Consider the following 14,728-nt stretch of genomic DNA (forward strand, 5'->3'; position numbering starts at 1 on the left):
CAAGACGGCAACGCGTCGTGCCTGCCTGTTCCCGGGCAGATGCCCCAACAGGTTTACACAGCACCCCGACACGGGTTATGAATGGCTCGAAAAGCCTGAAAAAAGTATATAGCATTTACGTCGTACATTTAACCGTCCTGTCCACGGGCTCGATTAAAAACAAAAACTGACGGCAGGTCTTCTGACTGACTCCCCACTCGAGGCCTTCCCGATATTGCAATCAGTGGCGTATAGAATTCGAGCGGTTGGCGGAGCTTCACAGCAGCGGGACTGTCCGGGATTTTCACCCGATTCCCTTTTAATCCTCGAGGCCCGGCGGACCTTTTGGAACCAATCGGCTGCAAAATTAGTATTTTTTTCTGGAGAAAGATAACTTTTTGCTTCCTACTTCAAACAGATTGTATATGGTGCAGCTTATAGTCTTTATCCTCAGCGGTCTTGACAACACACTCCCCCCCACAAAAAAAGCATGAGCGCATATAGCCGAGATGCGGCTGTATGCGCTCATGAGTTTCTCTGAAGAAGTTTTGCCGGTTCTCTCCTACACCGGCTCCATTTTTTTCTATACTGCCAAACTTATCTTACCAGAACCTTCTGGCCGCCGATAATGTAGAAACCGTTCGGCAGATTCTCGGCAGCAACCTCCCGAGGTACGTTGGCCCGCACCTTCATGCCTTGCAAATTGAAGACATCGACACGGGCACTTCCCGAATCCACACGGTCGGAGACCACAGACTCGATGCCCGAACTCGCCGATTGCCCCTCGAGTATCCAGGCATTCAGCTCCTTTACCCGGGTCGTGGCCGAGGCAAAGGCTTCGATGCCGTTGGCATCGGCTCCGGTGGGGAAGACACGGATGGAGGTAGCCCACTTGTCGTTCACGAAGATGTCGAGGATGGAGTGGTCGATAAAGATATTTATCTTCAGCTCACTCCCCACGGCCGGACGCTCGGGCAAGATGCAACGATAGACACCGTCGTATACGCCGGCGTCGTTGGTCAACCGAGGCAGGGCGCTGAAGTCGGCCACGAGTTCACCCGTTGCCGGAGTGTACGAAACAACGGCCTCGGCACTGCCGCTCTTGAAGATGTGGAAACCGAAGTCGGAGGCACCCACCTCGAATGTGCCGCATATCTCGACCGAGCGTCCGCTCACAGGCGAGAGGTCGAGAGTACCGTTCAGGTCGAACCCCGTGCGGGTAAAGGTGGTCGTGGTGCGTAACCCGGTCAACCCCTCATAAGGTTTCTGCGACAGCGAGCCGTCCTCAGCAATAGACCACTCGCGAGGCAACGAATAGCAGTGAGCCCAACCCAGGTTCCAGTTGGAGACCGACGACAACTTGTCGGGGACAATGCCCAGGGCAATCACCTTGTCGTTGTGCCGATAGATGGTGGGCGACAAGAGACCGAAGCCGTCGCGGGAGTTCAGCTCGACCAGACGCGGTTGCGAAGAATCGGCATCGGGCACAAACTTTCCATCGGCGGCAATCGAGCCCGTCCAGTACAGGGTGTGAACACCTTGCGATGTGTTGAGCGGCGTGACGGTGAACAGCCATCGGCCGTCGGGCATCGGGGTGATGTTGGGCATCTCCCAGAAGGTACCGGCTTCGGCAGCCGACGAGCCCGTGAAGAAGAGGTCGCCGTCGTTGCTCCACATGCCGGTGAGCGGGTTGTAGCGATGCAGAGTGGTTGTGCCTACCCCATTCTTCGAAGAGCCCACAATGATGTAGGCGTTGTCGCCGTTGCGGAAGAAATAGGGGTCGCGGAAATCGTCGGAGAGTCCGCTGGGGCGACCACCGATAATGGGGTTGCCGGGCAACTTGCTCCACTCGTTCAGGTTGTCGGCGACAGGCGTGGCCTGCGCAATCGTGGCCTTGGCATAGTCTACGGCCGTATAGAGGATGTTGGGCTCTCCGCCCGTCACCTCATCGTCGGCAAAGAGACAGCCGCTCCAGCAGCCCTTGATGTCGTAGGCGTCGCCGGGAGCCAGGGCAATCTTCTCCTCCCGCCAGTCGTAGAGGTTTTCGCTCGAGATATGTCCCCAATGCAAGCGGGCCATGTAGGGGCCGTCGGCATTCTTCTGGAAGAAGAGGTGGTAGCGGCCGTCGGCATAATACATGCCGTGGCATTCGTTGGTCCACCCGGCGGCAGGCATACCGTGGAAACGCGGACGCAGCAAATCGTCGGCAAAGCGCGAGGCCGGTATATCGAGGTCGGGCTCATGCTCGGGTTGCCAGGTCTGTATCTCGTCCAGCGACTTGGCCTCGTTCCAAATCGAAATATCGTCAATCAGTCCGTTGAACGACATCAGCTCGAAGGGGCCCGACAGGCGGGACTCGGAGCCCTGCCCCATGTAAAACGAACCGGCGGCAAACGAGACAGAACCGTTGGCCCGGCTCGAGCCTACCTCCACCCCGTTGTTGTAGAGCTTGATCGACCGGTTGTCGCAGTCGATTACGGCCACCAGGTTGTTCCAGCTATACGTGGGGAGCGGCGTGCTCGCCTCGATACTTACCGGCCAACCGCCGATGTAGGTCTCGAAACTGTACTTGCCGTTAAAGCCGAGGTAGAAACCGAAGCCCGTCTTGCTGTCCCGGTCGAGACAGGTGACGATGGGGGTCTTCTCCGACGTATCGGTATCGATTTGGATAATGGGATAGCACGGGAGGGCCACCCATACCGAGACGGTCATTTGCGTGGCATCGGCAGCCAGGATATTGTCCAGACGGGCATCTACCCGCGAGGTATAGCCGTCGAACCTTAAGGCGGCACCTACGGCTCCGTCGACATTCTCGGGGGCGAAATTTCCCTCGACCGTAAAGCGGTCGCCACTGATACGCTCCTCGATCTGCCCGGAATCGACATTCATAGGAAAATGGGCAACCAGTTCGGCATTTAACGACAACGCCGACGCCATGGCGGCAATAACTGAAAATGATTTAATCCGATTCATTGATACAAATTCTTTTGAGGTTTGGCTGGATACGACACAGATGACGCACCTCGACAGAGAGGGTTACGCCATCTGTGTTTCAATAAGTTTTATTTCAGATAATCGAGAATGTTCATAGTCAACTGCTCGATGTTGTGCTGATAGGGATTGGTACCCGAGTTCTGGTTCCACTCATAGGCGGCAAAGCCGTTGGCGATGCAACGTCCGTGCTCGGCATTGGCATAGAACTCGACCAGACCGGCCACGCAGTGGTCGCGCACATGGCCCCAGGTGGCCAGCACGAGGGCGTTGGTAGTCACCTCGAAGTTGCGAATCACGTCGGGATAGTTGCCTTTCCCGTAGATGTTGCAATCCCACAAGCAGTTGTGGTCTTCGCGTTGACCGGGACCGATGAGCGGCAGGCTGTTGTAGCCGTAGTTGTTGGGGTCTTCCATCGTGAGGCCCTCGTATACGGGGTGCGAGGTGCGGTCGTAGAATCCCTGGTCGCTGCCGTTGCGGAAGTCCCAGCCCAGGTAGGGATTGATGGTCCATACGTCGGTACCTGTCCCGCCTTCGCCGTTACCGTAGGTCGTGGGAGGCATGGTCGACGGCACGAAGCCGAGGGGTACGGTGAGCTGCGTAGCCATGTTCGAGAGGTAGAGGCTGCCGCCGTTGGCCGAGTATTGGCGCAGAGCGGCGATGGTCTCGTCGGAGGTTATCTCGGCCGGCAGGTTCTCCCACCCGAGAGGCAACCCCACGCGGTCTATCTCGATCCAGAGCACGGGATAGATGTCGGCATCCAGGTCGGCAAGCTGCGAGGGTTGGATGAGCTCGGCATTCTCCTGCTCCATGAACCAGGCGGCCGCAGCCCGCTCGTCGTCATCGGGGAGCTGCTGGATGGTGGCGGCAGTCATCAGGTAACCCATCTTGGGGGTGATATAGGGAACCGTCACCTGTACCGAAGTACCCTTCGACGTATAATACTCGTCATATACCAGGGCCACGGTGTAGGTCAACTCCTGGTCCATCGGCTGGCCCTTCATTTCGCACGAGGTAGCCGACGCCTCCAGCACGACGGCGGCATCGGCCTCGTCGGCTCTGAAGACCTTGACGGCCGTAATGCCCTCTTCGTCGGGCAGGGTCCAGTTGAGTGTAACGGTACGGCCGCTCACCGAAGCCTCGAGGTCGGTCACATTGGCCAGCTCGATATAGGGAATCGTAGCCGTCACCGAGACACCCTCGGATACATAGCCTCCGTTATAGAGGACTTTCACCGTGTAGAGATACTCCTCTTCCATAGGCTGCCCCTCCACCGAATAGGAGGTTACGCTCCCCTCGAGGCGTGTGGGGTTCGACGAGTTGCCGTTGGTAATCAGCAATACCCCCTCTACCCCATCGGCTGCGGGCAGACTCCACGAAAGATTGACCACATAGCCGTCGATGTCGGCTCTCAGGTTACTCACCTTTTGCAAATCCGGAATTTCGGTATAACCGGTCGGTTCAAATTCCGAGCATGCACCAAACATACCGCACAGCGTGGCAAGCAGTATGAAAATGCCATAAGATATTTTTTTCATCGTACTTTCTGATTTAATGTGTTATTTATACAAGTCTCCTGCATTGTCTACCTGGTTGACAGGAATCGGGAAATAGATTTCGTCGCTCGAGAGGTTGGCTCCCTGGTAGTAGGTCCGGATTTTCCCTTCGGTTTCGTAGTAGTTGTTTACCGTTTCGACTACCGTACCCCAGCGCACGAGGTCGAACCAGCGCAGACCCTCCATGGCCAACTCGAGGCGGCGCTCCATGCGCACAGCCTTGCGGGCATAGTCCTGATTCCAGCCCGTAGCCGGATATTCGCTCACCTTGTAACTGGCCACCATGGGGTTGCAGTCGATGGGTTCGTACGAAGCGTCGACTGAGCGGGCGGCCTTGCGGCGCACGTCGTTGATGAGGGTGCGAGCCTCCTCGAGATCCTTGTTCTGCTCGATCAGGGCCTCGGCCTTCATCAGCAGCACGTCGGCGTAGCGGATGAGCAGACCGTTGAGCGACGAGGCCCCCCAGGGCACGATACCGGGTTTGACATAGGGCGACTCGGGTGCCGGATAGGGCTTTTTGCCCGAATACTGCCCGTAGAGCTCGAGGTTGCGGCACCACTTCTCGTTATACTGGTGCGAACGCCACGGCATCCCGATACGGCCTACCGTAAAGTCGAGACGGGGGTCGATGTTGCCTTCGAAATCGGCACGGTCTACATTCTGGTCGTCGGGAGCACCATCGAGATAAGGCAGACCGTTTTCGTCGGTACGGAAGGCGTTGACCAGATCTTGCGAAGCCAGATAGAAGTCGTCGCCGTTGCCATAGAGGTTGCCTTCGGACCAGGTACAGTTCAGACAGTTGTTGTAGTTATACTGGTCGGGCGAGTTGGCCGACGAGAACTGGATGGCCAGTATCGACTCGTACTGGTTGTTGTACTCGGGTTTCGACATGTCGAGGAAGTTGGGATAGAGCTCGTACTGATGGCTGTCGATTACGTAGCCGGCATAGGTCTCGGCTTCGGCCCAATCGGAGGTGAAGAGGTCGACACGAGCCAGCAGGGCAGCAGCCACATAGCGGTTGAAGCGGCCCACCTCGGCCTGCGTTGGGGGCAGTATCTCGTAGCTGTCGCGCAAATCCTGTTTGATAAACTCGGCAATCTGCTCGCGCGAATACTGGTCGGCCCGGCATTCGCTGGGGTTCACGACGGTTTCGTCGAAGTAAGGGAACTTTTCAAAGATGCGCAGCATATCGAAGTAGAAGTATGCCCGCAACGTCTTCATCTCGGCCACATACGAGTTTTTCTCCTGGTCGGAAATCGAGGTAGAAGCCTGGATGCCGCGGATGGCGGTGTTGCACCGGCTGATCGAATAGTAGTTGTTGCGCCATTTGAAGGTAACCACATCGTTGTCGCTCTGCACATTGCCAATCTCGAGCTGGTGGATGTAACCCTCCATGGTCACACCGTCGCCCCCCTTGAGGGCGTCGTCGGACCGCACGTCGAATACCCAGTTGTTGATAGGGCCGGCAAACGACTCGTTATTGCCGAAATAGTGGTTGAGCAGCGACGCATAGGCCGAGGTCATCAGGTCGAGAGCCTCCTCGTCGCCAATCTGTTCGTCGGTAAACGTACCTTGCGGTTTGGTGTCGAGCATATCCTCGCATGAATTCATGGTCATGCCCATTGAAAGGATAGCTGCAACCCATATTGCTTTTTTTGCTATGTTTTGTATCATGTTCATGGTTCGTCGTTTTGAATGTTAGAACTGGAAATTCACGCCCACCGTAAAGGTGCGGGGACGGGGATATGCACCATTGTCGATGCGTGCACCATACTCACCGGGAAGGATTTCGGGGTCGAGACCCGTATAGGAGGTGAGGGTAAAGACATTCTCTACCTGCCCGTATACCTCGAGGTTCGAAGCACCTATCTTCTTGATGAGATTCTTGGGCAGTGCGTAAGAGAGTTTCAGGTATTTCATCTTCATGTAGGAACCGTTCTCCACGTAGTACGACGAGAAGCGGCTCTCGTTGTTGTCGTCGGTCAGCGACAGGGCCGGAATATCGGTATCGGTATTGGTCGGGGTCCAGGCATTCAAGATCTCTACCCCGCGGTTGGTCGAGAGGTTGCCGTAGTTCATCGAGAGCAACTGACGCTTCATGTGGTTCTGGATGTCGAATCCGAAATCGCCGGCAAAGAACATGTCGAGCGAGAAGTCCTTGTAGCGGAAGGTCAGGTTCAAGCCCATCGACAAGTCGGGGTTCGGGTCGCCGATGATGCAACGGTCGTTGTCGTCGATTACCCCGTTGCCGTCGAGGTCACGATAGATGAGTCGGCCGGGAGCGGCACCGGTCTGGGTAGCGTGGTTGGCCACCTCGACCTCGTTCTGGAAGATACCGTCGCACACATAGCCGTAGTAGACACCCATGGGCTGACCCGGGATGAGCCGTTGGTCACCGCCGATGAAGTTTTGCCGCGAGTTGAGCTCGAGCAGTTTGTTCTTGTATTGGGCTACGTTGATTGAACCGTTCCACGAGAAGTCGCCATACGAGGGACTGTTGTAGCTGAGGGCGATTTCCCAACCTTTGTTCTCCATCGAACCGGTGTTCAGCCACATGGCCGCATTCTCGCCGGCCACGTCGAGGGCGGGCGGTATCGTCAGCATGTCTTTGGTCTTCTTGATGTAGTAGTCGGCACTCAGACCCAGGGCTCCGCTGAAGAACTGGAAGTCGGCACCGATGTTGTGCTGATAGGTAGTCTCCCACTTCAGCTCGGGATTACCGGTGCTCGAGAGGGTGATGCCCGACGTGGTAGACGAATTGGTTCCGCTGATGTCGTAGGCACCGTTGCCCGTATTGAAGATGTAGGTCGAGTAAGCCGGGTAGAGCGAGGGGATATTGGCGTTACCGTTCTGTCCCCAGGAGTAGCGGACCTTCAGGTCGCTGAGCACGTTGTTCTGGGAGAAGAACTCCTCCTGCGTGGGTCGCCAGGCCAGTGAGAAAGCCGGGAAGATGCCGGCGCGATAGCCTTTGGCAAAGCGCGAGTTTTCGTCACGACGGATGGTGAACGATGCCAGATAGCGGTCGGCATAGTTGTAGTCGACTTTACCGAAGAGCGAAAATACCGACCATTGCGTCTTGCCGCCGCCGTTGCTGCGGGTACCCGTACCGGCGCCTATCTGCATGTAGTCGGGGTCTTCAAAGGCATACCCTTCGCGCGAAGCCGACAGGTCGCGGAACGTATAGCTGATGGCCTCGGTTCCGAGCAGCACGGTCAGGTGGTGCTTGTCGGCAAAGGTCTTGTTGTAGTTGGCGGTATTGGTCCAGGTCCAGGTATCGCCCTGACCGTATACACTCGACACGCTGTTTACATCGCCGGGGTTCACCGTACGGCCGAGCGTGTGGTTGAAGTATTGGCTGTGCTCGATACCGATATTGGTCTTGAGCGAGAGGCCCTCGATGGGTTTCAACTCGAGGTAGGCATTACCCAGGATACGCCACGACGAGTAGTCGTTGTCCTTGGCATTCTCGATGAGCTGCACGGGGTTGGTCAGGTCCGAAGCAATCAGCTCCAGAGGACGGGCCCACGAACCGTCAAGACCGCGCACGGGCAGTGCCGGGTGCTGGCTCATGGCCGTGAACGGCACACCCCGGTCGCCGGCAACATCGACACCCCGGTTTTTCCAGTGGGCCAGCATGAGGTTCTCGCCCACCGAGATATACTTGTTGAAGTCGTATCGCGAGTTGATACGGGCCGAGTAGCGCTCGTAGAAGGTCTCCCGGATGTTACCGTCCTGGTTGATGTAGTTGAGCGAAAGCATCACCGAACTCTTGTCGGTATTGTTCGAGATAGAGGCGGTGAGGTTGTTGGTCCAGGCCGTGCGGTATACCTGGTCCTGCCAGTCGGTATTGGTGGTAGGATAGTTGGTATTGCCGGCCACGTAGGGTTGCAGCACCGGAGTCTCGCCGTTGCCATAGAGCACATGCGAGGGGGCGATGTTCGAGTTTTTCGAAGCAGCCCAGTAGGCTATGCCCCATTGGTTGGCATCGAGCATTTCGTAGCGGTTGGCAATCGTCTGGATGTTGGTCGAGTAGTTTACGTTGACCGTCATGCGGTCGCCCTTGCCCTGCTTGGTGGTGATGACTACCACGCCGTTGGCGGCACGCGAACCGTAGATCGAGGCCGATGCAGCATCCTTCAGCACCTGCATGGACTCGATGTCGCTCGGGTTGATGCAGTTGATGTTGTCGGTAGGCACACCGTCGATGATGTAGAGGGGGTCGTTGCTCGAGTTGGCCGTAGACATACCCCGGACACGAATCGTACCGGTACCGCCGGGAGCGGCATCGGGCACTACGTTCACACCCGGCAACCGGCCGGCCATGGAGCTCATGATGTTACCGGAGTTCTCGCTCAACGGCTCCTTCATGTCCATGACCGAGACCGCCCCGGTAAGGTCGGCTTTACGAACGATTTGATAGCCCACGACCACCACGTCGTCGAGCACTTCGGAATTTTCGCCCAGATGGATGGTCATCTCCGGCGTGGCTTTGGCCTCGGTCGGATTGAATCCAATGTACGAAAACTTCAAGGTTGCACCTTCAGGGACGGAGATGGTAAAGTTCCCGTCAATGTCGGTAGAGGCTCCGGTTTGGGTCGACTCACAAAGCACGGAGGCTCCAATGAGAGGCTCTCCGCCGGACTTTGAAAGGACCTTCCCATGCACAGTGATATTCTGTGCCTGCGCCATGATTGCCATAATAAACAGCAATGTTGCACTGAGAATTGTTCTTTTCATATTTATTTATTTTTATAAGAATTTCTACCGCAAAAATAGGTTACAAAAGCCCCCTGCCGTTATAAAAAATGTTGTACAAGTTATCAAAATTTAAGCGATGCACGTTTTTTGATAGAAAATGCCCCAATTTTAATAGTCGACCAAACGACAAAAAAACGCACCTCTACGGTTGTATAGAGGTGCGCCACAACAGGATTAGTCGCAATGCCTATTGTTGTGCTCGATTATTTCGTCAGCTTGTTTCGAACCTCGGTAGGGGTCTCGCCATAGGTATCGCGATAGCATTTTGTAAAATAGGCCGGGGTAGAAAAACCTATTTCGTAGGCAATCTCGCTTACCGTTTTGTCGGTCGTGGTCAAGAGCTCGCGGCCCCGTTGCAAACGCAACCGACGTATCAGCTCAACCGGAGCGTAGTTGGTGAGCGACTTGATTTTGCGATAGAACTGAGAGCGTTCAAGCCCCATCCTGGAAGCTATCGTATCGACATTCAAGCTGGCATTGCCCATCTCTTCCTGGAATATATCCAGGAAACGGTTGTAAAATTCATTGTCGATATCGCCCGCAGGTGTGCTTTTGGCCGGCAAGGGTTTCCCCTCCTCCTTTCGATTGCCTTTCAGGACAGACGACGAGAGCCACAGCTCCTTTATCCGCTTACGATTGGCTATGAGACTGGCACATCGGGCTTTCAATACGGTACTGTTGAACGGCTTTGAAAGATAGCCGTCGGCTCCGCTGTCATATCCCTGAGCCCGCTGCTCGTCCATGGAGCAGGCAGTCAGCATCAAGACCGGTATATGCGATGTCGAAATCTCGTTTTTGATGCGCCGGCAACATTCCAATCCGTCCATTACGGGCATCATCACATCGCAGATAACGAGATCGGGCACATACTTGACAGCCAACCGCACCCCCTCTTTACCGTTCGAGGCTGTAATTATGTTGTAGTCGGCCCCCATCAACTCACCGATAAGGAGCTGAATATCCCGGTTATCGTCGACAATGAGGATAATGGGCTTGTCCTCATCGAAAGTAATGTGCGTATCGATTACTTCAAATTCGGCCTCGACATCTTGCTCATCGATTTCCTTACCGACATCGATTGTAGTTTCGGCCACATGCCTTACCGGCAAGGTCACCGTGAAAACCGAGCCTTTGTTCAACGTACTGTCTACGGTGATGCTCCCCCCATGCAACTCTACAAATGCCTTGGCGAGCGACAATCCTATACCGGAACCCTTGGGATGGACACGATCGACCTGATAGAACCGATCGAATATGTTGCCGAGGTCTCGCTCGCTTATCCCTTCGCCGGTATCGGAGACCTTGAACGTGAGGTCCGTACCATCGCATTCGTACGAGACAGTAATCGAACCATTGTCGGGCGTGTATTTGAACGCATTGGAGAGGAGATTGAAAAACACCCGCTCTATCTTTTCCAAGTCGATAGCCAGTGCCAGCCGCTCGTCGGCCGACGGGCCGACCAACGACAACTTTATATCGCGCTTGCGGGCTATGGCATAGAACGACTCCAGCCAGTCCCGGATACATTGATTGAAATCGACCTCGGACAAGTGAATATCCAGTTTCCCGTTCTCATATTTACGGAAGTCGAGTATCTGGTTGATCAGCCGCTGGAGTATCCTGACGTTCTTATCGGCTATTTTCATGAGCGTATGTTGCTGCGGCGTGAGGTTCTCGGCAGCGGCCAGTTGGGCAACCGGTTCCGAAATAAGCGTCAGCGGCGTACGCAAATCGTGCGACACACTGGTGAAGAACACCAGTTTGGCCTGAGTGGCTTTTTCGAGCTGCTCATTCAGCAACTTTTGCTTATCACGCTCCTCCTCAAGAAGTTTATTCTGCGACAAGAGCTCTTTCTGGTGCCGACTGCGCTGCCAGTAGGCCCGCAGCAGAAGGAACCCGACACCACACAACAGAACGATAATGGCTACACTGGCATAGAAGAGCGAGGTCTGCGAGGAGTGCTGAGCCCAATAATCATCGATTTGGACTTTCAACAACTCTATCTTATGAGTCTCCTCCTTCAACGTCTCGTTCTGCAACAGCAGAATATCGGCATTGCTCAAATCTACGGCCGACGAAACAGGCAAAATAGTCTCCTTTTTGTAAGGTTCGTCCTTCAAGATGGCAAGAGCCGTTTGAATGAGTCGGTGCCCCTCGGTAGGATACAAAAAGGTTGCGTCGATAATACTATCGGCAACGGCCTGTATGCCTATATTGGGAGCGGCATCGATGCCGATTATCTTGATATGGTCGCGTAGACCGAGACGACTCGCCACCTCCGACGCTCCGATGGCCATACGGTCGTTATGGGCATAGATGAGGTCTACATCGGGATAAATCCTCAATAAAGAGTCGGCAACGGGTATCGCATCTTCCTTGTTCCAGTTGCCGGAGACGCTGGCCAACAAGGTTCCACCCGACGCCACAAACTCCTTGACAAAGCCTTCGTGCCGGTCTTCGGCCGGAGTAGACCCCCTCAAGCCGAATATCTCGATGGCTTTTGCCCGGTTCCCGAGCAAGTGCTGCGCATAGTGGGCCGCCGACTGCCCAAGCCCCTTGTCGTCTACACCGATGCGGGCCGTATAAGAGTCGCTGTTTATATTCCGGTCAAAAATAACCACAGGAATCCCCCGCTTGTATACATCTTCTATAATAGGCGTAAGAGTCTCGGCTTCGTTGGGCGAGACGATGATGATGTCGAACCCGTTCTTGACAAAATAGTTTATATCGCTTATCTGTTTTTCACTACTGTCATCGGCCGACCGAATCTCCACGACAGCTTCCTTGTGAAACATAATCTCGCGGTTTATCTCGTCGTTCATCTTCATGCGCCAGTCGTCCTGGCTGCACTGCGAAACACCTATCCTGTATACTTTGCTCTGGTTACAACCGAACAAGGCCATCAATACTGCCAGCCAAAAACCGTATGATAAGATTCTGTACATCGTTATGTGTGCTTTGTATCCGCAAATTAAACTATATTCTCATAAAAAAAAGCGTGTATAAGGTATTAAAAATCGGGCATAACAACAAATTTGATAAACTGTGCACGATTTTTTATAGCCTCCTCAAAGGTTAGTCTTTAACTTTGCATTACAAAACAACAGCAAGTATAACTCGATTTATCATAAATCTCGATAGAAAATAAAAAAATTGAAAATAGGCCCCACAAAAGGAGTTAATCATAAAAAATAAAACTATAATAATTATGGCTATGACTCAATCGCTTGTCACCAATCGCAAATCGTTCCTGCTGCAGATCCTCCCGGTGATGCTCTGCTTCTTTGCCATGGGATTTGTCGACCTCGTAGGCACAGCATCGAACTATGTACAAAAAGATCTCGGCTTAACCGACTCGCAGGCCAACCTCTTCCCCTCGCTCGTATTCTTCTGGTTCCTCATCTTCTCGGTTCCTACCGGCATGTTGATGAACAAAATCGGTCGGAAAAATACAGTTCTCATCAGCCTCGTCGTGACAGCTGCCTCATTGCTCATCCCGCCGTTCGGCGACAGCTACATAGTCATGCTGGTCTCCTTCTCACTGCTCGGTATCGGGAACGCCATCATGCAAACCTCGCTGAACCCGTTGGTAACCAACCTAATAAGCAGTGACAAGCTGGCTTCTACCCTCACCTTCGGCCAGTTTGTAAAAGCCATCGCCTCGTTCCTGGCCCCCATACTGGCCGCCTGGGGAGCCACCACGATATTCCCCACCTTCGGCCTGGGCTGGAGAGCTCTGTTCGTAATCTATGCCGTCATCTGTTTCCTGGCCATCTCGCTGCTGGCAGCAACCCCTATCGACGAAGACAAGCCCGACAAGGCATCCAGCATAGGGAATTGCCTGAAACTGCTCGGCCGCCCCTTCATTCTGCTCTGCTTCATCGGCATCATGTGCCACGTGGGAATAGACGTAGGAACCAACACAACAGCCCCCAAAATCATTATCGAACGACTGGGACTCCCCCTCGAAGAGGCCGGATTCGCCACCAGCATCTACTTCATATTCCGTACGATAGGCTGTTTCCTCGGCGCATTCATCCTGCGCACCATCTCGCCGAAACTCTTTTTTGCCATAAGCGTACTGATGATGCTGGCCGGCATGTGCATCCTGTTTATCTGCAACACCCTCACACCGCTATACATCGGCATCGGCCTCATCGGGTTCGGCAACTCCAACATATTCTCCATTGTATTCTCACAAGCACTCGTCTATGCACCACAAGAGAAAAACGAAGTGTCGGGCCTCATGATCATGGGCCTCTTCGGCGGTACGGTTTTCCCCCTGGCCATGGGTTATGCAGCCGATGCCATCGGCCAAATCGGAGCCGTGGCCGTGATGACGGTCGGAGTCGTCTATCTGCTCTACTATACGCTGAAAATTAAAAACATATAATCACCGTTAACCCCAATCGCATCTAACCCCATGAAAGACATAGTTGTAGGAATGGGCGAAGCCCTGTGGGACATGCTGCCCGAAGGCAAGAAAATAGGCGGAGCCCCGGCCAATTTTGCCTACCACGTATCCCAGTTCGGACTGTCGAGCTGCGTAGTAAGTGCCATAGGCGACGACTCGTTAGGCAAAGAAATCATAGAAAACTTCGCCTCCAAAGGGCTCAACCACCACATTGCCCAAGTACCCTATCCCACCGGCACCGTGCAGGTCGATATCGACCAAGCCGGCATCCCGCAATACGAAATCAAGGAAAACGTAGCGTGGGACAACATACCCTACACCGCCCACCTCGAAGCCTTGGCCGAAAACACAAAAGCCGTATGCTTCGGCTCCCTGGCCCAACGCAGTGTGGTATCGCGCAGCACCATCAACCGCTTTCTCGACGCCATGCCGCAAACCGACGATACCCTCATCGTCTTCGACATCAATCTGCGCCAGGGCTTCTACAACAAGGAGATTCTGTGCAACTCCATGAAGCGGTGCAACATACTGAAGATAAACGACGAAGAGCTCATTCTGGTCAGCCGCATGTTCGGCTACCCCGGCATAGACCTGCAAGACAAATGTTGGATACTCCTCGGGAAGTACAACCTGAAGATGCTCATACTCACTTGCGGCATCAACGGCAGTTACGTATTCACCCCCGGCCACGTGTCGTTCCAACCCACCCCCCAGGTCGAGGTTGCCGATACCGTAGGGGCCGGCGACAGCTTCACTGCCGCCTTCATCGCCTCCCTCCTGAAAGGCAAGAGTGTAACCGAGGCACACCACCTCGCCGTACAAACCTCGGCCTACGTCTGCACCCAGAATGGCGCCATGCCTCTCCTACCCGCCCAACTGACGGCGTAACTACTTCATCCCTTCCCGCGGCTAATGACTACACATTTTCTCACAAAGCATGACCTTCGATACGATTAAAATCGTAACTTTGTTATTACTTATCGGCAAAGCGTTTATGGTGCTTGCGGCTGTGCACCCGGTGGCACAATCC

At 54.5% G+C, this 14,728-nt stretch carries 7 protein-coding genes and 1 riboswitch; of the genes, 2 read left to right on the forward strand and 5 right to left on the reverse strand.

Annotated elements, in window-relative coordinates:
- Positions 1 to 153: 153 nt before the first annotated feature.
- Positions 154 to 350: riboswitch (cobalamin riboswitch) on the reverse strand.
- 226 nt (positions 351 to 576) lie between these two features.
- From B5F38_RS02265 to B5F38_RS02285, 5 genes are all read right to left on the reverse strand, one after another.
- Positions 577 to 2,952, reverse strand: a complete 2,376-nt coding sequence (locus tag B5F38_RS02265) for a LamG-like jellyroll fold domain-containing protein (protein ID WP_087407686.1) — start codon at positions 2,950 to 2,952, stop codon at positions 577 to 579.
- 89 nt (positions 2,953 to 3,041) lie between these two features.
- Positions 3,042 to 4,508, reverse strand: coding sequence for a DUF4960 domain-containing protein (locus B5F38_RS02270; protein ID WP_087407687.1), 1,467 nt, complete (start codon positions 4,506 to 4,508; stop codon positions 3,042 to 3,044).
- Positions 4,509 to 4,529: 21 nt separating this feature from the next.
- Positions 4,530 to 6,143, reverse strand: a complete 1,614-nt coding sequence (locus tag B5F38_RS02275) for a RagB/SusD family nutrient uptake outer membrane protein (RefSeq protein WP_241147786.1) — start codon at positions 6,141 to 6,143, stop codon at positions 4,530 to 4,532.
- A gap of 81 nt (positions 6,144 to 6,224) precedes the next feature.
- Positions 6,225 to 9,263, reverse strand: a complete 3,039-nt coding sequence (locus B5F38_RS02280) for a TonB-dependent receptor (RefSeq protein WP_241147787.1) — start codon at positions 9,261 to 9,263, stop codon at positions 6,225 to 6,227.
- A 224-nt stretch (positions 9,264 to 9,487) separates the two neighbouring features.
- Complete coding sequence (locus tag B5F38_RS02285; protein ID WP_087407690.1) at positions 9,488 to 12,229, reverse strand: substrate-binding domain-containing protein; 2,742 nt, start codon at positions 12,227 to 12,229, stop codon at positions 9,488 to 9,490.
- Positions 12,230 to 12,498: 269 nt separating this feature from the next.
- On the opposite strand from B5F38_RS02285, the gene B5F38_RS02290 reads away from it, so the two are divergent.
- Together B5F38_RS02290 and B5F38_RS02295 are read left to right on the forward strand one after the other, a co-directional pair.
- On the forward strand, positions 12,499 to 13,677 hold the full coding sequence (locus B5F38_RS02290; RefSeq protein ID WP_241147791.1) for an MFS transporter: 1,179 nt from the start codon (positions 12,499 to 12,501) through the stop codon (positions 13,675 to 13,677).
- A gap of 30 nt (positions 13,678 to 13,707) precedes the next feature.
- A complete protein-coding gene (locus tag B5F38_RS02295; RefSeq protein ID WP_087407691.1) occupies positions 13,708 to 14,586 on the forward strand; it encodes a carbohydrate kinase in 879 nt (292 codons plus the stop codon).
- The last annotated feature ends 142 nt before the right edge of the window (positions 14,587 to 14,728 follow it).

Source organism: Barnesiella sp. An22 (genome assembly GCF_002159975.1).
Taxonomy (GTDB): Bacteria; Bacteroidota; Bacteroidia; order Bacteroidales; family Barnesiellaceae; genus Barnesiella; species Barnesiella merdigallinarum.

Coding starts and splice junctions, on each gene's coding strand:
- B5F38_RS02265 (WP_087407686.1), bottom strand. CDS start 2,952: ATGAATCGGATTAAATCATTTTCAGTTATTGCCGCCATGGCGTCGGCG.
- B5F38_RS02270 (WP_087407687.1), bottom strand. CDS start 4,508: ATGAAAAAAATATCTTATGGCATTTTCATACTGCTTGCCACGCTGTGC.
- B5F38_RS02275 (WP_241147786.1), bottom strand. CDS start 6,143: ATGACCATGAATTCATGCGAGGATATGCTCGACACCAAACCGCAAGGT.
- B5F38_RS02280 (WP_241147787.1), bottom strand. CDS start 9,263: ATGAAAAGAACAATTCTCAGTGCAACATTGCTGTTTATTATGGCAATC.
- B5F38_RS02285 (WP_087407690.1), bottom strand. CDS start 12,229: ATGTACAGAATCTTATCATACGGTTTTTGGCTGGCAGTATTGATGGCC.
- B5F38_RS02290 (WP_241147791.1), top strand. CDS start 12,499: ATGACTCAATCGCTTGTCACCAATCGCAAATCGTTCCTGCTGCAGATC.
- B5F38_RS02295 (WP_087407691.1), top strand. CDS start 13,708: ATGAAAGACATAGTTGTAGGAATGGGCGAAGCCCTGTGGGACATGCTG.